At 63.1% G+C, this 24,760-nt stretch carries 24 protein-coding genes and 1 pseudogene; 11 read left to right on the forward strand and 14 right to left on the reverse strand.

Going from position 1 to position 24,760, the window contains the following annotated elements; all coding sequences use genetic code 11:
• The first annotated feature begins 181 nt into the window (after positions 1-181).
• On the forward strand, positions 182-4,912 hold the full coding sequence (locus VNH11_03305; protein HVA45391.1) for an FG-GAP repeat protein: 4,731 nt from the start codon (positions 182-184) through the stop codon (positions 4,910-4,912).
• Positions 4,872-5,243: a PEP-CTERM sorting domain-containing protein gene (locus VNH11_03310; GenBank protein HVA45392.1), complete on the forward strand. Its 372-nt coding sequence runs from the start codon at positions 4,872-4,874 to the stop codon at positions 5,241-5,243. Before VNH11_03305 ends, VNH11_03310 begins: the two co-directional genes overlap by 41 nt.
• Positions 5,244-5,550: 307 nt before the next feature.
• Here VNH11_03310 and VNH11_03315 read toward each other — a convergent pair whose 3' ends face one another.
• Complete coding sequence (locus VNH11_03315; protein ID HVA45393.1) at positions 5,551-6,855, reverse strand: GGDEF domain-containing protein; 1,305 nt, start codon at positions 6,853-6,855, stop codon at positions 5,551-5,553.
• A 221-nt stretch (positions 6,856-7,076) separates the two neighbouring features.
• On the opposite strand from VNH11_03315, the gene VNH11_03320 reads away from it, so the two are divergent.
• The 6 genes from VNH11_03320 to lysA all read left to right on the forward strand — a co-directional run bounded on the left by VNH11_03320 (position 7,077) and on the right by lysA (position 12,708).
• The gene (locus VNH11_03320; GenBank protein ID HVA45394.1) at positions 7,077-7,730 is read left to right on the forward strand and encodes a hypothetical protein; all 654 of its coding nucleotides are present in this window, start codon (positions 7,077-7,079) and stop codon (positions 7,728-7,730) included.
• 6 nt (positions 7,731-7,736) lie between these two features.
• Positions 7,737-8,909 (forward strand): pilus assembly protein TadG-related protein, encoded by a 1,173-nt coding sequence (locus VNH11_03325; protein HVA45395.1) that lies wholly within the window; start codon positions 7,737-7,739, stop codon positions 8,907-8,909.
• 2 nt (positions 8,910-8,911) lie between these two features.
• Positions 8,912-9,505, forward strand: coding sequence for a TadE/TadG family type IV pilus assembly protein (locus VNH11_03330; protein ID HVA45396.1), 594 nt, complete (start codon positions 8,912-8,914; stop codon positions 9,503-9,505).
• 14 nt (positions 9,506-9,519) lie between these two features.
• A complete protein-coding gene (locus VNH11_03335) occupies positions 9,520-9,951 on the forward strand; it encodes a TadE/TadG family type IV pilus assembly protein (protein ID HVA45397.1) in 432 nt (143 codons plus the stop codon).
• Positions 9,952-10,589: 638 nt separating this feature from the next.
• Positions 10,590-11,303 (forward strand): peptidase E, encoded by a 714-nt coding sequence (locus VNH11_03340; protein HVA45398.1) that lies wholly within the window; start codon positions 10,590-10,592, stop codon positions 11,301-11,303.
• A gap of 106 nt (positions 11,304-11,409) precedes the next feature.
• On the forward strand, positions 11,410-12,708 hold the full coding sequence (lysA, locus tag VNH11_03345) for a diaminopimelate decarboxylase (GenBank protein HVA45399.1): 1,299 nt from the start codon (positions 11,410-11,412) through the stop codon (positions 12,706-12,708).
• Between the two features lie 67 nt (positions 12,709-12,775).
• On the opposite strand, the gene VNH11_03350 is transcribed toward lysA, so the two are convergent.
• Positions 12,776-13,150 carry a hypothetical protein gene (locus VNH11_03350; GenBank protein HVA45400.1) on the reverse strand — a complete coding sequence of 125 codons (375 nt, stop codon included), beginning with the start codon at positions 13,148-13,150 and terminating at the stop codon, positions 12,776-12,778.
• Between the two features lie 195 nt (positions 13,151-13,345).
• Positions 13,346-13,555 carry a hypothetical protein gene (locus VNH11_03355; GenBank protein ID HVA45401.1) on the reverse strand — a complete coding sequence of 70 codons (210 nt, stop codon included), beginning with the start codon at positions 13,553-13,555 and terminating at the stop codon, positions 13,346-13,348.
• Here VNH11_03355 and VNH11_03360 point away from each other — a divergent pair.
• Together VNH11_03360 and VNH11_03365 are read left to right on the forward strand one after the other, a co-directional pair.
• Complete coding sequence (locus VNH11_03360) at positions 13,547-13,693, forward strand: hypothetical protein (GenBank protein ID HVA45402.1); 147 nt, start codon at positions 13,547-13,549, stop codon at positions 13,691-13,693. The two genes, VNH11_03355 and VNH11_03360, sit on opposite strands and share 9 nt — an antisense overlap.
• Before the next feature lie 51 nt (positions 13,694-13,744).
• Positions 13,745-14,113, forward strand: coding sequence for a hypothetical protein (locus tag VNH11_03365; protein ID HVA45403.1), 369 nt, complete (start codon positions 13,745-13,747; stop codon positions 14,111-14,113).
• A 215-nt stretch (positions 14,114-14,328) separates the two neighbouring features.
• Here VNH11_03365 and VNH11_03370 read toward each other — a convergent pair whose 3' ends face one another.
• From VNH11_03370 to VNH11_03400, 7 genes and pseudogenes are all read right to left on the reverse strand, one after another.
• On the reverse strand, positions 14,329-15,198 hold the full coding sequence (locus tag VNH11_03370; GenBank protein HVA45404.1) for a BON domain-containing protein: 870 nt from the start codon (positions 15,196-15,198) through the stop codon (positions 14,329-14,331).
• A 41-nt stretch (positions 15,199-15,239) separates the two neighbouring features.
• On the reverse strand, positions 15,240-15,728 hold the full coding sequence (locus VNH11_03375; protein ID HVA45405.1) for a hypothetical protein: 489 nt from the start codon (positions 15,726-15,728) through the stop codon (positions 15,240-15,242).
• A 163-nt stretch (positions 15,729-15,891) separates the two neighbouring features.
• Positions 15,892-16,245: an STAS domain-containing protein gene (locus VNH11_03380; GenBank protein HVA45406.1), complete on the reverse strand. Its 354-nt coding sequence runs from the start codon at positions 16,243-16,245 to the stop codon at positions 15,892-15,894.
• 92 nt (positions 16,246-16,337) lie between these two features.
• Positions 16,338-17,144, reverse strand: a complete 807-nt coding sequence (locus VNH11_03385) for a type III pantothenate kinase (protein ID HVA45407.1) — start codon at positions 17,142-17,144, stop codon at positions 16,338-16,340.
• 67 nt (positions 17,145-17,211) lie between these two features.
• A pseudogene (gene obgE, locus VNH11_03390) lies at positions 17,212-18,219 on the reverse strand (GTPase ObgE).
• Complete coding sequence (rpmA, locus tag VNH11_03395) at positions 18,219-18,467, reverse strand: 50S ribosomal protein L27 (protein HVA45408.1); 249 nt, start codon at positions 18,465-18,467, stop codon at positions 18,219-18,221. The pseudogene obgE and the gene rpmA overlap by 1 nt, the downstream one beginning before the upstream one ends.
• 41 nt (positions 18,468-18,508) lie before the next feature.
• Positions 18,509-19,546, reverse strand: a complete 1,038-nt coding sequence (locus VNH11_03400; protein HVA45409.1) for a hypothetical protein — start codon at positions 19,544-19,546, stop codon at positions 18,509-18,511.
• A gap of 202 nt (positions 19,547-19,748) precedes the next feature.
• Here VNH11_03400 and VNH11_03405 point away from each other — a divergent pair, with 202 nt between their 5' ends.
• Positions 19,749-20,402: an LssY C-terminal domain-containing protein gene (locus VNH11_03405; GenBank protein HVA45410.1), complete on the forward strand. Its 654-nt coding sequence runs from the start codon at positions 19,749-19,751 to the stop codon at positions 20,400-20,402.
• A gap of 143 nt (positions 20,403-20,545) precedes the next feature.
• On the opposite strand, the gene VNH11_03410 is transcribed toward VNH11_03405, so the two are convergent.
• The 4 genes from VNH11_03410 to VNH11_03425 form a co-directional block, all read right to left on the reverse strand.
• On the reverse strand, positions 20,546-20,824 hold the full coding sequence (locus VNH11_03410) for a hypothetical protein (GenBank protein ID HVA45411.1): 279 nt from the start codon (positions 20,822-20,824) through the stop codon (positions 20,546-20,548).
• Positions 20,821-21,180, reverse strand: a complete 360-nt coding sequence (locus VNH11_03415) for a hypothetical protein (protein ID HVA45412.1) — start codon at positions 21,178-21,180, stop codon at positions 20,821-20,823. Before VNH11_03415 ends, VNH11_03410 begins: the two co-directional genes overlap by 4 nt.
• 80 nt (positions 21,181-21,260) lie before the next feature.
• Positions 21,261-23,894 carry a helicase-related protein gene (locus tag VNH11_03420; protein ID HVA45413.1) on the reverse strand — a complete coding sequence of 878 codons (2,634 nt, stop codon included), beginning with the start codon at positions 23,892-23,894 and terminating at the stop codon, positions 21,261-21,263.
• A 405-nt stretch (positions 23,895-24,299) separates the two neighbouring features.
• Positions 24,300-24,760 (reverse strand): FAD:protein FMN transferase (locus tag VNH11_03425; protein ID HVA45414.1); only part of this gene is annotated, 461 nt, incomplete at its 5' end.

Here is a 24,760-nt window from a genome sequence, read left to right on the forward strand (position 1 = left end):
GATCGGTGAGGTGACGTGGTATAACCTGCAGACGCCGGTGGGGTTGCCGTCTGTTTGGGCAACCCGTTTTGGCACCATGACGGTCAAAACCCCTGAGTTCCCCGGCGGTACGACATCGGTAGTGATAGCAGGATCGGGAAACCCGCCTGTGCTTGGTGCTGGGCCAGGGCAAGGGGGGACGGTGGGGTTCGTCTACGTTGAGGAAAATACCACGCAAGACAGTGATGCCACCATCGACGGCCCCTGGATCGATTCTACCCAGAACGTCCCCTTCAGCGACTTCCTTCCCGGCATGCCCGTGATCGGCGACGTCCTGAAAGGCGGCCCCTACACGATCAAGTCGGTGGACACGAATTCGAATCCGAATTCGCTCACACTCAACACGGGGAGCGGCGTCCTTACCCCCTCCGAGAGTAACCTTAGCTTCGGTTCGCTGTTCTTCTCCTCTGGCCTGGGCACGGTCGTCGCTTTGCAAGCCGACGGGAATGCGATCGCGGTCGCGCCCTTCGCCAACAACCGAGGCCCGGCAACCTCTGCCATGGCTGGCCCAGATGGCTCCCCTGTGGAGGAGTTTTCCGTTTCCGATTTGTACGCACCCGAAAGCGCTTTTTCCGGGACGGGGGTCGCGGGGTCAATCGCGGTGGCCGGCAACCAGGAGATCTTCGGGACGCCCAACAGCGGGTCAAGCGTTGCCGTTGGCGACGCCGTCGTTTACCAGAGCACCTCGGCCGTGGCGACCTTAAATCCCTTCAAATTCGTTTCCCAGACCGATACGGAGGTGGACGAGACGGCCGCAGTCGGATTCGGCATCGGTGCCGCGCCCATCAGCGAGGGATTCTACCTCGTCGGCGGCACGAATACCGAGGCGGTCAACAACGGCACCAGCGCGGCCGATTCGGGGCTTCTCTACGATTTCCGGCAGCGCGGGCCGGCGTGGACGCCCGTCGCCCAGACTGTGACCCTGAACTCGTTCACGGAAAACGACACCTTCACTTTGCAACTGAGCGCCGCGGTCGTCAATGGCCAAAATCCGATCACCAGCGGCACGGCAGCTCCCATCCCCTTCAGCACAACCCCAGCGACCACGGCCAACAGCATCGCCGCGGCCATGAATAACCTGATCGACACGTTCTCGAACCTGAACGGGTTGCAGGCCAGCGTCAGTCTCGTCAGCGGCCAGACCTTCGCCATCTCGTTCACGGGAACGCACGCCAACAACGTCATGCCGCTGACGGCAAAGATCGTCAGCAGTGCCAGCGGCACGGTGGCGGCGGCGAGCGATCTCGTGACGACGACCCAAAACCCGCTGGCCCAGGCCGGCAGCAGCGTGGCGATTTCCGGCAACACGTTCGTCGCCGGGGCGCCCACCTACAACAACTCCGGGGCGGTGTTCGTTTACAATTACAACGCAGGCACGCAGCAATGGGTCGTGCAGCCGCTGCCCTTGCAGCCAGCCGACGTCCAGGCGGACGACCATTTCGGCTCCAGCGTGGCCCTGAACGGCAACACCCTGGTGGTCGGGGCGGACAATAAAACCAGCGGGGCCGGGGCGGTCTACCTCTTCCAGAACGTCGGCGGACAGTGGCAGCAGGTCGCCGAGTTCCAGGGCCAGGCGGGCGCGCAGCTCGGTACGTCGGCCGGCGTCAGCGGCACCGAGGCCATCGCCGGGGCGCCGGGCAGCACCACGGCCTATCTGTATATCTTCAACGGGACGGCCTGGACTTCGCAGCAGACCTTGACCGACACCACCGACGGCAGCGGCAGCGGCTTCGGCAGTGCGGTCGCCCTCGACGGTGGCACGGCGGTGGTCGGGGCCCCCAGTGCCAACAATGAGGGGGCGGCTTACGTCTATGTCTTGAACAACGGCACGTGGGCCCAGCAAGGCAACAACCTCGGGCTCCTGCAATCGCTCTCCACGGGCGACGGGTTCGGCAGCGCCGTCGCCGTGAGCGGCGGCGAAATCGTCGTCGGCGCTCCGGATACGAAAGTGGCCGGCTCGGCCGGCGCCGGCGCCGCCTACCTGTTCAAGGTTGACTCCAGCGGCACCTGGAGCGCCGACGGTTCCGCGCTGCAGAACTTGCTTACGCTCAACCCCTCCGATCACTTCGGCGCCTCGGTGGCCATTGACGGCCAACAGGTCCTCGTCGGCGCCTACGGCACCGGTAGCGACACGGGCACGGCCTACATTTTCAGCCGGAACAACGGTTCCTGGGGCCTCGATTCGGCCAGCGGACTGCTGCCGGGAGGCGCTCAGGCAGGCGACATGGTCGGCTATGGCGTCGCCCTCAGCGGCAGCAACGCCGTGCTCGGCGCGCCGCAGCTCAATGGCCGGCCCGCCCCCGCCATTAGCACCAACGGGAACGGCTATGCCTATATCCGCAGTCTGTCTCCGCCTGTTACGGTGACGGTCCCCGTGCGGCAACAGACGCTCCTCCAGGGGGCCCAGACCAACGAAATCGTCGGCACGGTCGGCGGCATGACCACGGCAAACCTGTATTTCTTCGACACGCCCACGGTGTCGCTCCAGACCGATGCCGGCACGGCCAGCACGGTCACCGTCGGCTCTGCCGGTCTGACGGCCTTTGGTCTGCTCAATTTCTCCGTGAACAACGTGGGCAGCGGCAACGACACCCTCAACGTGAACTCGTCCACCGTGGGCACGCCGGCGGGGGGATCTTTCGCGCCGGCGCTTGCTTTCGATCCGTCGTCCTCGACCGTCACGAGCGACCAGATCACTTTCCCCGAAGCTGACAACCTGATCACCGGGCAACTCGTGGAGTACCACGCCGGGGCCACCAACGGCGTTGCCGACAGCCCCATCGGCGGCCTGACCGACGGCGGCGACTATTACGTCACCGTGGTGAACCCCACGACCATCGAGTTGTCTCTGGCGCTCGGCGGACCGGCCACTGCCGATCTGGACCCGAGCAAGGCCACCGGCAGCGGGCATTTCTTCGACACGCGCGTCGGGGAACTTCCCATCAATACGCCCCTGGGCGTGGCCGACAACAAGATCACCTTCGCCCAGCCCGACAATCTGGTTGGCCGGCAGACGGTGGTCTACCACGCGGGCAGCACCGCCGGCTCAGCCAATACGCCGATCGGCGGTCTCACCGACGGCGCGACCTATTACGTCATTGCGGTAAACTCCACGACCATCGAGTTGTCGCTGACGGCCGGAGGAACGCCCATCACGCTGGACCCGAGCCAGGCCACCGGCACCGGGCAGTTCCTGAGTGCGGCGGTCGCGCTGCAGGGCGTCTTCAGCTACGGCGGCACCGGCACCAACACGCTCAGCGTCCATCCCAACGACGCCTACTGGACGCTTTCGTCCACCGGCCTGACCGACCCGGGGGGCAACCAGTTGCAATTGGCTAACGTGACCACGGTCAACCTCACGGGCGGCACCGGCACCAACACCTTTACCGTCGATGGTTGGACCGGGGCCACGGTGAACCTCAACGGCGGCAGCGGCTCGAACACGTACAACGTCTACATCAGCGGCGGGGCACCCAACGTCAACGTGACCGATCCCAACGGCACGGGGCAGCTCAACATCTACGGCGACCCAAAGCGGAAGAACCAGTTCGCCGTCGAGACCAATGCCGTCGTTTGCGACGAGTTCCAGACCATCAGCTACACGGGCATCTCGGCGCTGACGGTGACCGGGCAACCCCTGGGAGACATTCTCCAGGAGAATGACAGCAGCGCGGCGACGGTAGTTCTCACCGGCGTCTCCGGCTCCGACCTCTTCCCGGTGTTCCAGGGTACCACGGCGAATAGCCAGGTGATCGTGCATGGCAGCGTGCCGGCGGGCGTCACCGATACCGATGAGCTTGACCTGCCGACAACCGCCGTGGCGACCGGCACCATGAACAATAGCTATGACCTCAACCTGGATGAGACGTTGACGTTCGATCCCACCGTCACGATTCAGCCGACGATCAGCAAGGTCAGCTCTCTTCCGACGCGCGAAAGCAGCGATACGTTCACCGTTCCGGTGACGTACGGCAATCCCTCCGGCTCGATGGCCGACGACATTGCCTCCGTGGCCCTGTATGTCTCGGTCAATGGCGGCGCTTTCATACTGGCGCAAACACGGTCCACCGATCCAACCGAGTCCTCCGGCACGGTGGACTTCACCTTCACCGGGTCCGACCGTAACACGTACTACTTCCACTCCATCGCCACTTCGGTCAACGGCGCCGTCGAGAGCAAGTCCAGCACGCTCATCGAAGCCGCCACCTACGTGCCCGACCTCAACCCGCCCGTGACCCACGTCCTGGCGGCCGGCCCTGCCTACGCGTGGAGCCCCTTCTCCGCCTCGATTTTCAGTGGCCTGACCGCCTCGTCGTACAGTGGCGGGGTGTTCACCCTCGACTGGGCCGGCGCCGATCCCGACCAGCCGGCCGGCGGCGCCCTCGCCTTGCTCAGCATCTACGAGAGTATCGACGGCGGCACCGCGACGCTCGTGGGCACCGTCATCCCCAGCAGTCTCACGGCCGTCGGCTACCAGGGGACGACCTACTACGTCTACTCCGGCTCGATGAGCTGCGCCGCCCTCGGCGACGGCCAGACGCACAACTACAGCTTCTACAGCCTCGGCACCGACGATCAGCAGATGCAGCAGGGGGTGCCGTCGTCAGCCGACCTGACCTTCACCGGCGTTACCTACACGACACCGCTCACGGCGGCGCTGACGGTAGAAAAGGGAATACAGCAGCGCTCTTACGTCCGCCACCTGGATGTCAATTTCAACCAGACGCTGTCGTCGAGCACGGCCCTGCAAGCCCTGGCCAGCGGCCTGGCCGGCAGCCAGCCCGCCGCCTTTGTGGAGTTGTTGTGGTACGGCGAGAACCTTTCGGCCGGCAGTGACCGCGAACGATACCATCGTGGGCGGGGATTTCAATGACAGCGCGCAGGGGTACACGACGATCACGTCTGGGACCACCTACCTCCTGGCGCAGGTGCAGGTCGATCCCTCGCAGCCGCTGGACGTTTTTTCGATTAGCCTTACGCCCGCATCCGGGAGTTCCAATACCGGCACAACCTACTTTGACGACGGTAATGGCAATGATATTACCTTCAGTAGCACGCCCGGGCTGGTCAGCATAGAAGGCGCATCGGGGGATAGTGTTCCAGAACCGTCCACCTTTGTATTGGCCGGCATCGGCATGCTTGGCGGAGTGCTCTATTCCTGGCGAAGCCGCAAGCATGCGCGTCGGCGTATAGTAGACGAATGACAAGGATATTCTCCGCCGGATAGAAAGCTATTAAACCAACCGCGAGGACCACGCCGTCCCTGTTATCTGGACCTGAAGTCGATCTTATCGCCACTGCCCAACAGCGCAGTGCTTCGCGTCCTGGTTCGGTGTTGCCATGATATGGTAAGCGCCAGGTGCAACAACACGACCGCAGTGCTGTGCCGGCGGACCAGAAGGCCAACGATATCGTCGATGAGATCGGATTTGCTCGTGCCCGGCATTGCAGAGAGTTGGCTGTCAACCTAATCGGAGCAGGCTCATGTGCCACCCTACGCTCCTCGCAGCGCTAACCCACGCCCGCGTTGCCGACAGGCAAAAACGAGAGCAGGCCCGCTTGTGCGTCGGACATGACGATCGGAGCCAGCTTCAACGAGATTCCGTTGACGCGCGGCGCCTGCAGGCCCACCCGCTCGATAAAGGAACAGCCCACACGGTAACAGGGCCGACCTTCACTGCCCACCTCGGATATGTTGGCCACCCGCGCCACGACATAGTACGTCTCCGTTCCCTTGCCCAGCCGCACGACGAACTTCTGGAAGTCGGGCGGCTGATCGGAAAGGAACGACAGGCCGCGCGCCGACAGGTCGTGGCACTGCACGGCGCGGAACTCGCCTTCGTCGGGCAGCGGCCCGCTGCCGCGGTAGGGTGCGATGTATTGCTGCTCGTTGAAGGGTTGCCGCACCACGGTGGCGTCGGGCGCGATGGCGATGGCGTTCGTGCCGTCGTGCCGGAAGGCCCGGTTCCGCCCGCCGTTTTTCGCCGCATACATGGCTTCGTCGGCACGTTGCACCAGGCTCGTGTGGTCGTCGGTTCCCTCCGCGGTCGCCACGCCGAGGCTGATCGTCACGTGCAGCTCTTTGCCGCCGAACGAGAGCGGTTCGGCGGCCACGGCCGCCCGCAGACGTTCGGCCACCGTGGTGGCGTCTTCGAGGCGCGTGCCGGGCAACAGCACCGCGAACTCTTCGCCGCCGAACCGCGCGGCCAGGTCCATCTCACGCAACGTCTTACGCAGCAGCTCGCCGATCCGCCGCAGCACTTCGTCGCCCGTCTGATGGCCGTGAACATCGTTGAATTTCTTGAAGAAATCCACGTCGACCATCACCAGCGACAGCGGAATCTGGTGTCGCCGCCACTGGTCGAAGCGGCGGGTCAGGTCTTCGTCGAAGCTCCGCCGGTTCGGCAGCCCCGTGAGCATGTCGGTGCGGGCCTCGGCCGCCAGCGAGGCAACCTGCTCGCGCTGCTGCTGAATCTCGTTGTGGGCGGTGGAAAGATCGTGTTGCAGCCGCCGATTGGCGATCAAGATGCGGGCCACGGCCTTGAGCACGTCGTCCGACGTCTCACCCGCGGAGTCGCGCAGCTCGACGCCGATCTGTTCCAGCCGGAACGAGTGGCAATCGATATCGTCGTCGATCTTCATTGTCAGCCGGTCCAGCCAATCGCGATCTTCCGGCCGCGGGCCGGCGGGCCTCGGATGATCGGGCGCGGCCTTGCCGGGTTGCGGCACGTCCGCGTGCCAGCGATGGTAGCCCAGCGCCACGACGGCGCAGAGCAGGAACAATTCGAAGACAAAACCCAATACCAGCCATTCCATCGAACTCTCCGTCTTGCTGCTGCGCTGAGGTCGCCCCGAAACGCATCTTATGGGCAATCAAGCATAACTTACGCTACGGGCGGCTTCTGAACAATTCCGTCCGCGCCGGACATTCTCGGGCGGACTCCCGTCACGACCGAGAATTCTGAGCTATGTTTCCTATTGGGTGACGCCCTTTTCACTTCTTGTCACCAACATCTCCTTAGTCAAAGGAACCCGGCATGAACGCTTATTGTTGTCGCCATCCTCAACGGCCTTGGCCGGCGCTGGGGTGGCTGTGCTTGGCGGTCGGTTCAACGCTCCTGTGCGGCCGTGCGTCGGCGGCCGACGTGGCACGCGTCGAAGAAGACTGGCAGCTCGTCGTCAACCAGCCCGACGTCGACCTCAACGGCCCGCAGGTCACCTGCGTGATCTCGCCGTCGACCGCGGACGTCGCCTATTGTGCCTTCGACGTCAATTATCACACTCAGCCCGACTATTCGCCGGGTGGGATGCAGTTGCACGCCTGGGACCCCGGTTCGCCCATCGTCACCTGCGACTTGCCCGAAGCCGGCGTGATGCAACAGGCCAACGAGACCGTCACCTGGACGCAAACCATGTCGCTCACCGAGGGGGTGCTGTCGTTCGCCGTGGTGAACGGGCAATCGGTCACCTGGGGCAGTTTCGGCGGCGGCGACCAGACATGGGTTTCGGTCAACACCACGTTGGCGAATCTGAATGGCTACGATCCGCAGGTGTCGTTGACGAATTCGGGCGTCAGCTTTGCCAGCAATCTCGTGACCTCGCTGACGCTCACGGCGGTGCGGTACTATGCCGCCGACGGCACGTTGATCCAGCAAGTCACCACTCCACAAGTCGTTCATCCGCAGGACTAGATTACCATGAAGCATCACATCCACAATTCGCGTCAAGGCACGGTGGCCGTATTGGCTTGTTTTTTGATGATGGCGCTGCTGGGGCTGGCCGCCTTCGCCGTCGATCTGGGCTATATGGCGAACAGCCAGACTGAGCTGCAGCGCGCGGCAGACGCCACCGCCCTGGCGGCCTGTAACCAGTTGCGTTATTCGGGAACGCCCGGCACTCCCATCAATCTGGCGAACAACGTGGCGGCAGTGCCGGACACGGCCGCGCAATACGCGGCCGCCAACAAGGTTTGCAGTTCGGCCCCCGCGTTGGATTCCAGCGACGTGGTGGTCGGCTACATGGCCGATCCCGGACAGCCCGGAGCCACGATCGTCACCGGCGGCAACATCAACGACTACAACGCGGTGCAAGTCACCGTGCGGCGGTCGAGCAGCACCAACGGCCTGATCCCCGCGTTTTTCAGCAAGGTGTTCGGCCAGGCGGGCGAAGCGGCCAGCGCGAGCTCGACGGCGGCCTTCCTCGGCAACTTCAGCGGCTTTGGCATTCCCACGGCGGGCACCGGACCGGGCACCGGCACCGGCACGCTGATGTTTTTGCCGTTTGCGCTCGATCTTGGCACTTGGAACGCACTGCTCGCCGGCACCGGCAGCGACAACTGGAAGTGGAACGAGACGACGCAGCAGGTGGTTTCGGGCAGCGATTGTATTCTGGAGTGCAATTTGTTTCCGCAGGGCACCGGCTCGCCCGGTAATCGCGGCACGGTGACCATCGGCTGCAGCAACGGCACCTCGAACCTGGTGCGGCAGATTCAGTACGGCCTGTCGGCCAGCGACCTGCAATCCTACGGCGGCAGCCTGTCGCTGGACAGCACAGGTAATCTCTATCTGCCGGCAAATCCCGGCATCAGCGCCGGCACGAAGAGCGCCCTGGCGGCGATCATTGGCCAGACGCGGGTCATCCCGATCTTCAGCTCCGTGTCGGGCAACGGCTCCAACGCGACCTACGACATCGTGCAGTTTGCAGGCGTGCGGGTGCTCGACGTGAATCTCACCGGTTCGATGAGCAGCAAGCATCTGACCGTGCAACCGGCCTGGTGTTTTGCCCGCGGAGCGATGGGGGCCTCGTCCGGTAGCTCGTCGAATACGCAAAACACATACGGGGTCTATTCACCGGTATGGTTGGTGAAGTAGCTATGGGACGCAATCGCACGTGTAGGGTGGGACCAGGGAGCTTGCGAGCGCCGGCCCACCATGTTGAGGCGTCAGGCGTCAGGCGTCAGGCGTCAGACACAAGACGTGGCGCACGTCGCCCCGACGCCTCGAACCTGACGCCTGACGCCTTTGGTTGGTGGGCCGGCGCTCGCAAGCTCGCTGGTCCCACCCTACGGCGAGATCGCGCCCGGCGCGGCGCGGCACTGGTCGAGTTCGCGCTGGTGGCGCCGGTCTTCTTGTTGTTGTTGGTCGGCTCGGTCGAGTTTGGCCGGGCGATCATGGTGCAAGAGGCGCTCACCAACGCCTCGCGCGAAGGGGCGCGAGTCGGAATTCTGGACGGCGCCACGAGCTCCGACGTTTCCTCGGCCGTGAATACGTACCTCGCGGGCATGTCGATTTCCGGCGCCACCACGGCCGTGACACCGACCGACCCCGGTCTGTCGCCCGTCGGCACTCAGGTGACGGTGTCGGTCAGCATTCCCTACTCCACCGTCACCTGGGTGCCGTCGCCCTGGTTTCTCAAAAACGCCACGCTGACGGCCGTCACGGTGATGCAGCGTGCGACTTCGCAATAGAGGACGGACGTGAAATGACATCCAATCCTGCTCATCGGTCCAGTTGCCGCCGTGCAGCGCGGCGCGGAGCCGTCACCGTCGAGTTCGCGCTGGTGGCGCCGATTTTCTTTATGTTCGTACTCGGCGTTGTCGAGTTCACGCGGGCCATGATGGTCGAGTCGTTGTTGACGAATGCGGCCCACCTGGGCGCTCGGGCCGGCATCATCGATTCGGCGCAAACGTCCGACGTGACCACGGCGGTGACCAACTATCTCAGCGGCGCGGGCATTTCGGGCACGACCATCTCCGTGACGCCCAGCCCGCCCAGCAGCGCCGGCTATGGCCAGAACGTCACCGTGAAGGTGTCCGTGCCCTATTCGTCGGTAAGTTGGCTGCCGGCACCGGAGTACCTGAAAAGCGTCAATCTCACCGCCACTTCGATCATGCGCCGCGAAACGGTGCAGTAGAAGGGTTCGGGGGTTCAGGGTTCAGAGACATTTGAATTGGCCTCTGCCTGACGCCTGACGCCTGACGCCTGACGCCTGACGCCTGACGCCTGACGCCTGACGCCTGACGCCTGACGCCTGACGCCTGACGCCTGACGCCTGACGCCTCAGGGGCACCGTCGCCGGTCGAACCTTGCACGCGGCCTTGCTAGGTTGGGTCTTTGCACCATCACCGCCGAGTTTCTCATGTCCGTCGCTGCTACTGAGTTTTCTACGCTCCGCACCGAGATCGCCGGCTGCCCGGTGGTCGAGTTGGCCCGCCGGTTCGGCACGACGACGTTTGTTTACGATGCCGGCAAGATCGGCCAGCGGATCGATGATCTGCGTGCCTTCGATTCCATTCGCTATGCCCAAAAGGCCTGCTCGCCCAACAATCCGGCCAGCGCCACCCCACCGAATCCGCAAGCGGCCTGTTGCAGCACTTGCCGCCGCGTGGAGACGTGTGGGACAGGAAAATGGCAATCGCAGTCGTGCATGACAAGCGGGACCGTGTCCGGAAGTTTTACGAGCGTACCTCATTATATACAGCGCGCGGCCCACCGATTTCGAGAAAGCGAGCGCTCGTTCCCAACACCCAGTCCGCTCGGTAGAATCTGGCGATGGATGGAGCGAAGCGACAGATTCTGGCGATCGGCGGATTGCCTTCCGAGGGCGATAACCGGCCACTATTCGAGTACCTATTGAACCTTGCCGGCAAGCCTGGGCCCGCAGTCGGGTTTATTTCCACGGCAAGAGGCGATGCACCCACGACGCTGCAGCGATTCGATGAGATATTCGCTCCTCTCGATTGCCGACGTTCGCACCTCGGTTTCTTCGACCGCACTCCCAACTTGCACGAGTACGTCGCGGCTCAGGATGTCATCATGGTCTGGGGCGGGAATACTAAAAGCATGCTGGGGGTCTGGCGCGAGTGGGGAATGCCCGATATCCTCCGCCAGGCGTGGCTCCGCGGAACGGTCCTCGCCGGTGTGAGCGCGGGAGCGATCTGTTGGTTCGAGCAAGGACTGACCGATTCGTTTGCCGGCCGACTTCGCCCGCTGGCTTGTCTTGGGTTTCTGCCGGGAAGCTGTTGCCCGCATTACGACGGCGAGATCGATCGCCGGCCCGCATACCACGAGCTCGTTCGACAAAACCTGCTGAAGCCGGGTATCGCAATCGAGGATGGGTCAGCCGTTTTATTCCAGGACCGTGCAGTTTGCCGTGTGGTCGCTCCGGCCGGAAAGGTCGGCGCCTGGACTGTCCGATCGGGCGGAACGGCCGACGGCGGAGATATTGTCGAACAACCGCTGATGGCTCAACGGCTCGAATTGTAGCGAAGATTAGCGCTCGCGAAACATCAATCGCTGTTCTGGGCGCCTGTTGAACCTTGCAGCGGGCCTTGCTAGGTTGGGTCTTTGCGCCATCACCGCCGAGTTTCTCATGTCCGTCGCTGCTAGTGAGTTTTCTACCCTCCGCACCGAGATCGCCGGCTGCCCGGTGGTCGAGTTGGCCCGCCGGTTCGGCACGCCGACGTTTGTTTACGATGCCGGCAAGATCGGCCAGCGGATCGATGATCTGCGTACCTTCGATTCCATTCGCTACGCCCAAAAGGCCTGCTCGAACATCGCCATTCTCGATTTCATGCGGCGGCGAGGCGTGCTGGTCGACGCGGTGAGCGCCGGCGAAATTGCCCGTGCGCGTGCCGCCGGCTACCCGACGCAGGGCAGTCCGCCGCCGATCGTCTACACCGCCGACATTTTCGATCGCGAGTCGCTCGAGGTGGTCGTCCGCGAAGGGATTCACGTCAACTGCGGCTCGCCCGACATGATCGATCAGCTCGGCGAGCGTGCTCCGGGGCGCGAGATCACCTTGCGTATCAATCCGGGCTTCGGTCACGGCCACAGCCAGAAGACGAACACCGGCGGCGAGCAATCGAAGCACGGCATCTGGCACGAGCAGCTTGCCGACGTGTTGCGGCGGGCCGACCATCATGGCCTTGGCGTCACCGGCCTGCACCTGCACATCGGGTCGGGGACCGATCTCGACCATCTCTCGCAGGTGTGCGGAGCGATGGAGCGGCTGGCCCGCGAAGTCGGCCGCTCGCTCAAGACCATCAGCGCCGGCGGCGGCCTGCCGGTGCCTTACAAAGCGGGCGAGACCTACGTCGATCTCGATGTCTATTACCAGCTTTGGGACGCCACTCGCAAGCGGCTGGAAGACGCTTTCGGGCACCGCATCCACTTGGAGATCGAGCCGGGCCGCTATTTGGTGGCCGAAAGCGGGTTCTTGATTACCGAAATCCGGGCCGTGAAGCAGATGGGCGCGCATCTCTTTTATCTGGTCGATGCCGGCTTCAACAATCTGGCTCGGCCGATTTTGTACGGCTCGCACCATCCGATGTCGATTGTGCCGGCGAAGGTCGATGGCGGGCCGGCGGCGGGCGGCGATGCCCGGCGGCCGCGCGACGTGGTGGTGGGCGGCCCGTTGTGCGAGTCGGGCGATATTTTCACGCAATCGGAAGGCGGCTTCGTTTGCACGCGAAGTTTGCCGGCTGCCGAGGTCGGTGAGTTGTTGGCGATCGAGAACGCGGGAGCCTACGGCTTCGCGATGAGTTCCAACTACAACTCGAAGCCGCTGGCGGCCGAAGTGCTGATTCGCGACGGCGCTGCCCAATTGATTCGCGAGCGGCAGACTTCGGAAGACATCCTCCGCGGCGAGCGGATTCCGCCAACCTCGTAGCAGCGTCCCCAAGCCGGCCGCAAGCTCGCGTGCGAACCAAGCACTCGCAGTCAGCAAGCACTCGCAGTCAGGTTGCCTGTTTGGCCTGCATGCGGGCGGAGCCGACCCGGCCTTCGGTTTTGTCGCTGAATTTGATGCGACCGTGAAGCTTGATCGTGAAGCGGCGTCCCATGCCGTCGCCCGACCACTTTTCGAACTGTTGAGACGTATAGCGGCAAAACTCGGCCGCGTCGTCGTAGTTGCCGAACTCGAAGCGTTCGATGACGACGTTGTTGTTGTCGTCTTTCAGGTCGGTCCCGCGCCGGCTGGCCACCTGTTTGCCGCGCACGCGTTTCGACCAAGCGCAAAACGTATGCGCGTGCTGCGGAATCATGGCCTTGGGATAGGTAAGCTGCACCGTCCAGGCCTCGCGCCGGCGGCCGCGGCCGAAAACATCGTCCATCTGGCATTCCTCGTTCTGTCGGACCGTAGGTTGGTTTTTCACCGCCTTTCCATTCCAGCCTACGCTAAAACTCCCTTCCTGCCCACCGATTTATCACAGATTTGTCGCTCTGCCAGTGCAGGCCCGGCGAACCGTCCCAGACGAGCGAGTTCGCTCGGCAGTGGCTCTGCTTCGGCCGGCAAACCAGAGCCGAGCTCACTGGCCGTTGCCAAATCCGCCCCAGTGGCCGTAGGCGGGGCTGCCGAAGTAATTTTGGCCGCCAAAGCTCGCGCCGCCGAACGTCATCGAAAGGCCGCCGGGTCCGAAACCGCCGGCAAAGCCCGACGGGGCAAAGCCGTAGACCGGCATGTAACCGATGCCGAAGCCAGGTCCATAAAACGGCGAGCCAAAAAACGGTTGACCCATGAAGCCATCTCCACCAAAAGCCGCCCGCTGACCCTGAAACTGCCCGGCACCCGCATGAGCCAAGTGCCGGCCGTGGAATCCCTGTTGTGCCGCGGCCTCTCGACGCTGGCTCCGGCGATCGCCGGATGGACGGCGTAGTCGCTTGCGACGCCGACTTGGCAGTCGAAGCAACTGTCGGATTACGCGGCCATGATCTTGTCGAACACCGCGTTGGTGTTCGCTCCCTTCTTGCTCTACACATCCGTCTGCCTGGTGCTGGCACTTTGCTATCCGCAACGGCACCTGCGGCACTTCGGAGTGCGGTTTGGCGTCAACGCTGGCGTCTTGCTCAGCCTGCACCTGATTGCGATGTGGTTCAGCGCGATCGGCGGGCTGGGCGGGAGTGGCAGGGTTGTTATTTGGTCGTTCTCGATCGTGGGTGTCATGGTCCCCTTCATTCTCAGCGTCAGCCTTCTTCTTTGCCGCTCGCTGCTGAATGCGCCGCCGTTTTGGCGGATCCGATTTTCTTCTTTTGTCCCGTCGGGGTGTGTGTCCCACGGAGTTGGTCGCTCGCTTTGATTATACAGCCGCTGCCCGTCAGGCCCCAGCTCCGAGCAGGTGGAGTGGGGCGCCAGAGGCACGAACGTCTCGGCCAGTGCGGCGATCTTTCGCATCTGGCTGATGATGCCGCCCGTGTGCGCGCAGCCGGGCTGCAGTCTCGCTCTGAATGCACCGCCCCATACGTTTTTCACGGCCGAAATCAACGATTTTGCGCAGGCCAGCGCCGGGCTAAGCTAGGGGCGCGGTGGCGGCGGAACGTTTTCGAGAGCCTGAGGCGGGATATTGCCCGATCCCACTTCCACGCCCACATTGGGCGTTCCCGCCGAGGGAGCGCCCACGTTGGGCATCACCGCCGAGGGCGCCACGATGTTGTTTTGCACTCGATCGACGCCCGGCTCCATGAGGGCCAACGTTTCGGCAAGTTGCCGATCGTGACTGCTGGCCGCGACGCCGCTGAGCACCACAGTCCGGCCGGCGACCGATGCCGAACCCGACATGTTTTGCACGCGGTTCAGCGTGCGCTGTAAGCTGCCGGCAATTTCCCTTGGAGCGGGCCCATTCGGTTGAAAACCGACGCGCACGGTGACCCGGCGGCCGCCGGCATTGCCCGACGCGGGTCGGTTCTGCGCGAACTGGTTTTGTCCCATTTGACCGGTGGCCTGCATTCCGCGCTGGCCGCCCGCATTGGTGAAGCTGCCGAACGTGGAAAGTCCGGTGCCTTGCAAGGCTCCGCGGCGGGCCTGGGAAAAAGCGCCGCTGGCGCCGTATTGCGACTGGCCCATCCCCGCTTGACTCGATCCCAAGAAGCCACGGTATCGCTGCCGTTGGCCGGAGCCAAGTTGCCGCGTGCCAAAGGTGCCTTGAACGCTGCGCTTGATGATGGAGGGCAGGCTTTGGGGCGACTGCGTCAGCGACTGCAAGCTGACGTTGTTGCCCGCTCCGAAGCCGGAGTTGCCGCCACCGAACCCTCCTCCGCCGCCCCCGCCGCCTCCGAAGCCGCCGCCCCCCATACCGCCGCCGCCTTGTTGCGCCAAGGCGGCGCTCGATGTCAATGACAACCAAAGCCCCACGAACAACCAAGACACCGAACGGACGTAGTTCATGCCAGCCACCGTCGAGGATAAGTCAAAGCCAACGGGCTTCATTATAGCGAGTCGGTTCCCTCGATGACCATAGGCATCCCGCCAGGGCCGCCGGCGGCCCTTTTGGCCGCGGCGGCGTCGTGGGCCGCGTCGATTTGGCGTGCTTCGCGGGCCGTGCGTTTGGGGATTCGGGTGCCACGCTCGACGGCGTGAAAGTCGTACTTGGCTTGCACGCTGCGGACCACGCCATGATCGTAGTAGAGCGTCGCCTCCCAAGTCCCGTCGAAGGGCCAGACGCAATTCGTCTTGATCTGGTTGCACTGCAGATAGGGAATGCCGAGGTCGTTTTCATAGGTACAGACGAAGCCGTGGATTTCCATGATTTCGCGGGCGTCTTCAATCGGCGTGCCGGGCGAAACGAGGGCTTCGACTCGTTTGAGCGTCAGGAACGAATCTTCCGGCAAAAAGAAGCTGCTGCGGGGCACCGGAGTCTTGCACCCAACCAGCGAGAGGAGTGTGCAAACCAATAGGCCGATCTGCGGCATCCGCATGGGAATTGCCTCTTGTGATGACGCGGTTATCTCTCTCCCGGCTATCAATCGTATCGGCTTTATCGATTGCGCCGGATAAGTCGGAAGTGACGGCGCGGCGTGCGACCTGGCAAGCTGCGTCAGGAGCAAGGAACAGAGCGACCGGGAGAAGCAGCGAGGCCTGTCAAAACTCGCTCAGCGCGTCGACCAGCGTGGGCCAGATCTCGAACACTTTTTTCAGTCCGGTGAGCTCGAACACCTGGAAGATTTCCGGCGCCACGTTGCAGAGCTTAAGCATCGCTCCGCGGCTTTGCAATTTTTTGTGCAACATCAGAAACACGCGCAGCGCCTCGGACGAGAGATAATCGACCTTGTCGAAGTTCAAGAGCAGCCTGGAGGGATGCTCCGTATCCACGAGCCGTGTCAGCTCGTGATGGAGTTCTTCGATCCGTGCGGAGTCGGTGATCTTCGTCTCCGTAAATCGCACGACGGTGACACCGCTCTGTTGGGAGGTCGCGATCCAGCGATAGGCAGCCATGACATCCACTCGCTGACGATTTTAGACGCGGAAGGAACCGCCTCGATGGGCCGGCGGCACGAACAATCATCGTAGTCTTGCCAGGCGGCCGGTCAAGCCTCTGCGGCGGCGAGCGCGATTCCGGCAAGCGTCAGATGGGGCACATACGTCGCCTTCACGGAGATCAGCGAGGCAACGGCGGGCGCCGCGCCGCCCGTCAGAAAGACTTGCGGGTCGCCGCTGGCTGCCGCCGCCGTCAATAATTCGACGAGATGCCGAATACCTCCCACGGCGCCCCAGTAGATGCCCGATCGCATCGCCTCGACGGTCGAGGCGCCCAGCGCCGGAGGTGGTTCTTCCAATTGGGCCATTTCGATTTGCGGCAAGAGATCGGTGAAGTCGTGCAACGAGCGAGCGGCCATGGCGATGCCCGGCAAAATGGCGCCGCCCAAAAACGCTCCGTCGGCCGACACCAAGTCGACGGTGATGGCGGTCCCCAGGTCGGCGATGATGGCCGGGCGGTCGGGCTCCCGCAAGCGATTGATCGCCACCGCCGCCAACAGCCGGTCGATGCCGACCATGTCGGGCCGCGGCAGCGAGACCACCAGCGGCAGGTCGCCGCAGGCCATCATCGCGATCCGCTGCGCCCCGTTGGTCCGCAGCCAATCGACGAACCGCGAGGCAAACGTTCGCTCCACGCTGCCAATCCACCAGGCCAGATCGTCGGGCCTGTGCGGCGCGAGTTGATCGGCCAACCGGGCCAGGCCGTCGGCTTCGGGCAGCAGGTCGTGCGTGGCAATCGGTTGGGGCAAAGCGTCGTCCGCCGTGGCAGCGATGTCGCGCGCGAGATACAGTCCCACCTTGATGCGGCTGTTGCCGACATCGATCGCGGCGATCACTTCGCGCTGGGGGCTAGTCATGCGGTCTTCCCGCAGCGGTTTGCGTGCCGATTGCTGAATCGCGTTCTGCGTCACGTAGCCGCTTGGCTTCGGCTAACTTGGCCTCGGCTAATTCGTCGAGCTCGCGAGCGATGCCGTGCAACAGCTTGTCAACTCCCTGGCCGGTCACGGCCGAAATGTCCGGCACATCACGGCCCAGCGCGTCGGCCAATCGCTGCTTCACGTCCGCGGCCGAAGGCAGCTCCGCCTTGCTGACGACGACGATCTCCGGTCGCTCGACGAGCGCGGGGTTGTAGAGCCGCAGCTCCTCGCGAATCACGCGGTAGTTCGTTACCGGATCGGAACCGTCGGCCGGCTCCGGCTCGACCAAGTGTACGAGGATGCCCGCCCGCTCGATGTGCCGCAGAAACTCGTGGCCCAGTCCAAGGCCGGCATGGGCGCCTTCGATCAGGCCGGGGATGTCGGCCAACACGAACGAGCGGTCGAAGCTGAGTTGCACCAGGCCCAGGTTCGGATACTTGGTGGTGAAGGGGTAGTCGGCGATTTCGGGCCGGGCACGCGAGAGGCGGCTCAACAGCGTACTCTTGCCGGCGTTCGGTTTGCCGATCAGCCCCACGTCGGCGATGACCTTCAGCTCGAGCACCAGCTCGCGTGCTTCTCCGGCATCGCCCGGCGTTGATTCCCGCGGCGCACGGTTGGTCGCCGATTTGAAGTGCGTGTTTCCCTTGCCGCCCGACCCGCCGCGGGCCGCTACCACTCGGTCGCCGGGCCGCGCCAAGTCCTTGAACACGAAACCGCCGATCGCATCATAGACGATCGTGCCGGGCGGAACGCGGATGACGAGATCCTCGGCACTGCGGCCGTGGCAATTGGCGCCGCGGCCCGGTTCGCCGCTGGCCGCCTTCCAATGCCGGCGATGCGAGAGGGCCGCCAGGCTATCGACGCCCGACTCGGCAATCAGAATGACGCTGCCGCCGTCCCCTCCGTCGCCCCCGTCAGGGCCACCCCGCGGCACATATTTTTCCCGCCGGAAACTAAGGCAGCCAGCGCCGCCTTTGCCTCCCTGAACGTGGATTTTGACGCGGTCGACGAACATTATCGAACGTCGACGATGCTCACGCGGCGGCCGTCGCGGTCGAATTTGACGTAGCCGTCGACCAACGCAAACAATGTGTAGTCGCTGCCCTGGCCCACGCCTTTGCCGGGAAAAACCCGGTTGCCGACCTGGCGCACCAGGATGTGGCCCGCCCACACCTGCTCGCCGCCAAACTTCTTCACGCCCCGCCGCTGCGCATTCGAATCGCGTCCGTTACGGCTGGAGCCTTGTCCCTTTTTGTGAGCCATTTCGAGGGTTCCTGAATTCTCGACCGTTAGAATCCTATCTTTTACCGGTAAATCCAGCGGTAGTCAACCTGCTCTTCGGGCTTCAGGCCAAATCGCTCGATGCCCGGATGCTTGTGGTAACCGTAGCGGATTTCCTCCTCGTGCTCATGGTAGATGTCGCTCGGCCGCCAGAAGTTGAGCCGCAACGTCTTTTCGAGCAGCTTGCGGCCCGTGCCGATCGGATCGCCCTTCTTGTAGACGTATTGATCGTTTTCCTTGGCATCGACCCACTGGTAGGCGTTCGTCAGGCCCTGGATATAGACCGAAAAGTGGTCGGTCGTGGGGTCGATGTCTTCCCAGGTCGCCACGCCCCAAATCCCCAGGTCTTGCCCCTCCGGGCTGGGCGGAATCTCGCGTTCCATTTCGATCGTGGTGAGCAATCGGGCGGGGGCTTCGGGCAACAATTCCTGGGCGTTCAGCAGGCGATGGCCGGCGTCTTCGCGTTTTTCGATCTCCGGCAAGGCGACCGGAATGATTCGGTCGGGATAGGCTTTTTGCGTGTCCCAACTTTCCAGCCAGATGCGCGGCGCAAAGCGGACCGGCTGCTTGGTGTCGACCAACTCCGACTTGACTTCGCCTTCGCCCGTGACCGTGCGGGCCACCTCTTTGCCGGTGTTTTTCACGCGATAGAGCAGATACCAAATCTGTTTGCGGTCGAATCGGCCTTCGGTGCTCGGGACGTCGACCCACACCATGCGCATCGGTTTGAAGCTCAGTTCCAGGCACCAGATGTTGCGGGTGAAGACGACGTCCTTGGCCGGCGACCGACTTTTGGAAAAGGACCGCTCGCCGAACTCGGGATCGACGGCCAGCACCTCGACCAGGTCATGACGGCTGAAGGTGGCGCCGGCTTCGAAGTCGGGCGGAATCGTGGTTTCGACACCCGGCGCGGCGGCGCGAAAGCGGCCGGAGGGCGCGGTGGAGGCCGCGGTTTTTTTGACCGGCGTTCGCGGCTGGGCCAGTGAGGGGCGGGCCAGAAAAATCGCCGGCAACGCGCACGCTGCCATACGCACGATCCGGTTAGCAATCAATCGAGACATGGAAAACCCGGGGAAATATAGAGATAAGTTCGCAACCCCTAGTTTAATTGGGCGAAACCGCGACGGTCAAGGAATTTCGCCGATGGGTAGCACCCGAATGTGATCGACTTCGTTCTTGCGGAATCGTACCATTGGATCGCACGCTTGCAAGCGGCGGCGCGGTAAATGCCCGCGCGCCGGCTGACTTCCGTTCGGACTCCCAATGACCCACACCGCCATCGAAAACGTCCGCCGCACACACCGCCTTCGCCGCGTGGCCGCGCGGGCCGGCGATGCGACCATCGGCTTGCTGGCTGTCTATCTGGTGGTGGCCTACGCCATTTTGCCGCTGTTGTGGCGGCACTTCGAGCATCATCGCGTGATGTCCGACGCCCCCAAGACCGCCGTCACCAGCGACGGCATTCCCGGCGACCCGCTCAATGTGGCCCTTGTCGGCAGCCACGACGAAGTGGTGGCCGCCATGCTCGCCGCGGGTTGGTCGCCGGCGGACCCCACGACGCTGCGTTCCAGCCTGCACATCGCCGAAAGCGTCGTCTTCAAACGCCCTTACGAGACCGCCCCGGTCAGCAACCTATTTGTTTTTGGGCGGCGCCAGGATCTGGCGTTCGAGCAACCCGTCGACGAAAACGCCCGCGCGCGGCACCACGTGCGGTTCTGGCACAGCGACGAGCTGGGCATCGGCGGTCGCCCGCTCTGGATCGGCGCGGCGACGTTCGACCGCAGCGTCGGCTTTAGCCATCGGACCGGCAAAATCACGCACCATATCGCCTCCGACATCGACTCGGAACGCGACCATGTGATCTTGATCTGCGATTGCTCGGCTTGTTCGTCGAAGAAAGTTTCCGTCACGACTTAACCCCCTGGTAAGTGCCGCCAGCCGAATGGATCGGTCCCAGGCCCCACTGAGCGCCCACGAGAACAGCCTTTACTGTACAGCGGACCATTGCCTAGCGTCAAGGCTGATCCCGCGAAACGGCATCAACGCGCGGAGAGCATGACCTACGCGTCGCCTTCTTGGCCCATGCGGAACTTTGCGTCGAAGTTGACGATCATGTCGAGTTCTTCGGCGGAGAAGTCAAAATGCTCGGCGAGTACGCCGTCGATGTCGTCGATGATGTGCTCGGAACCCGAGGCATAGAACTCGTCGTAGGCGATCTGGTGCGCGTCGCGCGTGCTGATGGTCATGCGCTCGGCGTTCTTCTTCAATTCGGTCATGAGCCGCTTGCCGAGTAGCTCCAGCCGGCGTTCGTCGCCGAGCGACGCGGTAAATGCCATCATGCTGATCGAAACGCCTCAAGGAGGATTCGCCGGTCGTCGCCGCGCCAACTTCGGCTTCCTTTGTTTCTGTGATACGACTCAATTGCCTCGCGAAGCGGCGGTGGCAAGCCGGTCGGCTTCGCCAAGAGCGGGGCGAGCGATTTAAAGTCCTCGAGCTTCAGTTCCCGCACCGCGTCATCACCATTGCACAAGAGTTCGATGGCCTTCAAGACGTCGCGTTCTGCGCGGTCTTGAAGATGGTCCATGAAAAACGCCACCACCTCCGGCCGAAGTTTCCAAAATTGAGTCGCACACCGCTTGAAGTTCGCAATGTTCGGATTAATTGCTGCGAGATCCCTTCGTGTCTGGCCTTTCAACCACCGACACCATGTGCGCGCAAGTGCGCGCGTCGTCTGGCATCGGCCGGCGCCTCCCAATTTCCGTCAACTCCCCTCTGTCAGCCAGGCCTAGCAAGTGGAGCTCGCTCCGGGCCTTGCCCGAGACGTTGGGAAAAGTGCGCAGTACGGTTAGAAGCCGCTTGAGGTTCCGCACATTGTTGGCAGCCTGGTCCGCACTCAGAATGGTGCTGGCCGATACGGTCGACGCGGCCCGCGCGTTGAATGAGGCGAATGATCGCCCAGGGAAGGTCGAAGTTGACGATGATCGCGCAATCCTGCAGGTTTTGACCTTCGCTCAGGACGTCGGTCGCCAGCACGACGCGGAGTTCGTCGGCCGGGGCTACCCTATCGCGCTTGTTATTGCTGACGGGGCTGAACCTGTGGGCGACGGCGGTCGGATCGTCGGTATCGCCCGTGACGCCGGCCACGGCGCCGATTTGGCTGCCCTTGAGGTGGGCGGCGAGGTATTCGATGGTGTCGGCAAACTGCGAGAACACCAACACCTTCCCGGCGGGATGCTGTTTGAGCAGCAGATCGACCAGGGCGAGGAGTTTCGCGTCGCGGCGAGCGTCCCATGCGCCGGCGAGCTTTAAGACGTTCATCAACGCGTTCGCGTCGGCACGGAGGTCTTTCGACAGCGAGTCCTCAAATAGGCCGGCACGAAGCCATTTGAAACGACGGCGAAATTGGCTGCCATAGCGATCGTAGATTTCGGCGGCCCGCGCTTGGAAGTCCGCCTCGCTCAAAACCTGGCCGAGGGTTTTGGCGGGGTCGGTGTCGCCGTCGCCGCCATCATCGCCGTCGGCCGCGTCCCAAAGGTCACTGTCCTCATCGTTCGACCAGGTATCGAGGAGACCCATGTCCTGGGTGCCGATCGGCAGCGGCAAGTCGTTTTCGATGGCGTGCAGGAAGATAAAATTGCGGAGAATGTGACGCTCGACCGAGAGGATGAAGGCGTGGCCGCTGCTTTCCAGGCGTTTGAACAGGTTCGTGCGGCAGAAACCTTTCAGTCGGGCGCCAGCGCGCGACAGGTCGCCCAAGACCCTGGCCTCATCCGGTGTCGGCGGCTTGTGCGGCGACGGAGTTTGGTAGTTGCCCAAGCCGTACCTCGGCAAGGTAAGCTGATTGACGGCCCTGACGACATCGTCCGCGAACAGGCGGGCGTATTGGTCCGTAGCGTCCTGGGGATTGATCTTGAATTTTACGGTCCTGGGGACGCGGGTGGGAAAATAGGACCGTGTGCCGTCCGCGAATTCGAGGTACTTGCGATTGCGCGCGGCGTCCGGCTTGGCGTAATTCTCCTGAATGAAGCTGCGCGTGCGGCGCACCAAATACAGCCGCATCAAGTCGCGCCAGTCGTCGGCGTGCTCGCTCTTTTCGAAGGCCGCCAGCGACCGCACCGGGCATTGGTGGCGGCGAAGAAACTCCGTCTCGCCGAGCTCGCGGAGCAATCGCTCAGGCCGGACCCCAATGTCGTCGTTCTCGTCGATGAACAGCCGGAGCTGATTCGACAAATCCAGATACGTTTTGTTGTAGGGCGTGGCCGAAAGCAAAATCACCTTGCTGTCGTTGGAATTGATGTACTCGGCGATCGAGCGATATCGCTTGCCATGTCGGTGGCGAAGGTTGTGGCTCTCGTCGATGAGAACCAGTCGATACCGGCGCAACTCCGGCAACTCGCGTTGGACGTTGGTGATTGACAACACCTTGGCGCGAAGGCGGTACTGCTGCCGATAGTCTTCCCACATGGGCACTAGGTTCCTCGGGCAGATAATGAGCGTCTCAAGGCCGTGATCGTCCTCGAAAATGCGGGCCAGAGCCGTCGCCATCAATGTCTTGCCGAGACCGACCACATCGCCAATAACGACGCCGCCGCGCTTGTGAAGATGGTGAGCCGCGATCTTGACGGCCGCCTTTTGGAACTCGAACAACGTGTTCCCCAAGTCGCTGGGGATCCGGAATTCGCTCAAGCCGGCACGGGCCTCTTGCGCCAAGTGATAAGCCATCTTCACGTAAATATGAAAAGGCGGGATCGGTTCAGGCCTGGCCCAACTGGTGTTGATGATCTCGACAAGCTCTTTGGAGATGTCGACGCAGAAACGGTCGTTCCAGCGATCCTCAAACCACTTGGCGAGTTTGTCGCAGGCGTCGTGATCGAGCACGTCGACGTTGAGCTCGCCCTGTTTGGCCAAGCCGGCAAAGGTCAGGTTGCTGCTGCCGACGTAACCGATCGTCGGGTTCAGCGGATCCTGCCTGAAGTGGAGATAGAGCTTCGCGTGCAAGTTATGGCGAAGAAACAGCTTCACTACCAACTTGCCCGATGTGATTTGCGCCGCGAGCCGTCTCAAACCGGCTTCGTCGTCGTTCGTCGGAATCCCGACGACAAGTTGGTCGCGGAAGTCTTGGGCAATTTTTCGTTTCTGCACCATGGCCGTGGCCTGGTCGATTTCATCGTCGCTGGGCAGCAAGCTCATCGCGGAACGGAGCTGGTCTTGGGGCATTTGCTGCATGCCGACCAAAAGTCGGCAACAATGACCTTCTCCGCCTTGCCACCGCTCGACCAGCGAGTCGATTTGCCGCCACCCGCGAAGATTGAAGTAGCCGACGCAGAAGTCGGCACGCTCCGCAACAGCGAGGGTTTCGCGGAGCGCGGGCAGCATCGACTTCTTGATATTGTCGAAAATGCGCGGCATGGCGAGTTACTTCTTTCTCTCGTGCCTCCCGGCGTCCTATGATGGACGTGCCGCTCGACGGCGCACATCATGTACGCAAAAAGTCTATCAGACGCCGCTGGCGACCGATAGTCGCAGCCCCTATCAAGGGGCAGCTAAACTGGATTGCGCCAGTCAGGCAAATAAAGGGGCAAAGAGGGGAAAGCGCCGGTGAAAACCGGAGGAGAGTAGCGGATGAAAGAGCCGCACGAACAAGGAGCAGCGAGTCCCATGACCGCGACCGTGTTCGAAGGATAATGGCGGCTGGCGATTCGCCACAGTGTGCAGCATCGGCCTTCGCCTTTGGACGAACTAAACGGGCCGCGTCCAATGATTCGCTTCGCTCGGGCAGCTCATCCTGGCAAGCATCCGGTCGCAGCGCTGCCACTACTTCGCCGGCACAAATGTGTGCTTGGCAAATCGGCGCGACTCGACGGTCTCGACCTTCCCGGCGCGGTTGCGAACGATCAATGCGGCCGCATGCTCGGTCTCTTCGATGAGCCGAAGGCCCTTTTCGGGACCCAGTACGCACACGGCCGTGGCCAGGCTGTCGGCCGTGATGCAATCGGCGGCAATCACGGTGACGCTGCTCTGATCGGTCAGCCCCAGACCCGTGGCCGGATCGACAATGTGCGAATAGCGCTGGCCGTCGAACACCACGTGTTGAAAAGCGTCGCCCGACGTGGTGACCGCCTGGTCGTGCAAACCCAGATACCGGCTGGGCGGCCCGGCGGCGTCGAGAGGAGCGATGCCGATCTTCCAGCCCTCTTGGCCGGGCGGAGGACCGGCCGCCAGAATGTCGCCGCTGGCGTCGATCAATGCCCGGTGGATGCCATGCCGCCGGAGCA

This window comes from Pirellulales bacterium (genome assembly GCA_035533075.1).
In the GTDB taxonomy this organism is placed as follows: domain Bacteria; phylum Planctomycetota; class Planctomycetia; order Pirellulales; family JAICIG01; genus DASSFG01.

What these genes read in the sequence shown, in the direction of transcription:
- VNH11_03315 (HVA45393.1), bottom strand. Translation starts at nt 6,855, where the DNA reads ATGGAATGGCTGGTATTGGGTTTTGTCTTCGAATTGTTCCTGCTCTGC.
- VNH11_03320 (HVA45394.1), top strand. Translation starts at nt 7,077, where the DNA reads ATGAACGCTTATTGTTGTCGCCATCCTCAACGGCCTTGGCCGGCGCTG.
- VNH11_03325 (HVA45395.1), top strand. Translation starts at nt 7,737, where the DNA reads ATGAAGCATCACATCCACAATTCGCGTCAAGGCACGGTGGCCGTATTG.
- VNH11_03330 (HVA45396.1), top strand. Translation starts at nt 8,912, where the DNA reads ATGGGACGCAATCGCACGTGTAGGGTGGGACCAGGGAGCTTGCGAGCG.
- VNH11_03335 (HVA45397.1), top strand. Translation starts at nt 9,520, where the DNA reads ATGACATCCAATCCTGCTCATCGGTCCAGTTGCCGCCGTGCAGCGCGG.
- VNH11_03340 (HVA45398.1), top strand. Translation starts at nt 10,590, where the DNA reads ATGGATGGAGCGAAGCGACAGATTCTGGCGATCGGCGGATTGCCTTCC.
- lysA (HVA45399.1), top strand. Translation starts at nt 11,410, where the DNA reads ATGTCCGTCGCTGCTAGTGAGTTTTCTACCCTCCGCACCGAGATCGCC.
- VNH11_03350 (HVA45400.1), bottom strand. Translation starts at nt 13,150, where the DNA reads ATGGACGATGTTTTCGGCCGCGGCCGCCGGCGCGAGGCCTGGACGGTG.
- VNH11_03355 (HVA45401.1), bottom strand. Translation starts at nt 13,555, where the DNA reads ATGGGTCAACCGTTTTTTGGCTCGCCGTTTTATGGACCTGGCTTCGGC.
- VNH11_03365 (HVA45403.1), top strand. Translation starts at nt 13,745, where the DNA reads ATGATCTTGTCGAACACCGCGTTGGTGTTCGCTCCCTTCTTGCTCTAC.
- VNH11_03370 (HVA45404.1), bottom strand. Translation starts at nt 15,198, where the DNA reads ATGAACTACGTCCGTTCGGTGTCTTGGTTGTTCGTGGGGCTTTGGTTG.
- VNH11_03375 (HVA45405.1), bottom strand. Translation starts at nt 15,728, where the DNA reads ATGCGGATGCCGCAGATCGGCCTATTGGTTTGCACACTCCTCTCGCTG.
- VNH11_03380 (HVA45406.1), bottom strand. Translation starts at nt 16,245, where the DNA reads ATGGCTGCCTATCGCTGGATCGCGACCTCCCAACAGAGCGGTGTCACC.
- VNH11_03385 (HVA45407.1), bottom strand. Translation starts at nt 17,144, where the DNA reads ATGACTAGCCCCCAGCGCGAAGTGATCGCCGCGATCGATGTCGGCAAC.
- rpmA (HVA45408.1), bottom strand. Translation starts at nt 18,467, where the DNA reads ATGGCTCACAAAAAGGGACAAGGCTCCAGCCGTAACGGACGCGATTCG.
- VNH11_03400 (HVA45409.1), bottom strand. Translation starts at nt 19,546, where the DNA reads ATGTCTCGATTGATTGCTAACCGGATCGTGCGTATGGCAGCGTGCGCG.
- VNH11_03405 (HVA45410.1), top strand. Translation starts at nt 19,749, where the DNA reads ATGACCCACACCGCCATCGAAAACGTCCGCCGCACACACCGCCTTCGC.
- VNH11_03410 (HVA45411.1), bottom strand. Translation starts at nt 20,824, where the DNA reads ATGATGGCATTTACCGCGTCGCTCGGCGACGAACGCCGGCTGGAGCTA.
- VNH11_03420 (HVA45413.1), bottom strand. Translation starts at nt 23,894, where the DNA reads ATGCCGCGCATTTTCGACAATATCAAGAAGTCGATGCTGCCCGCGCTC.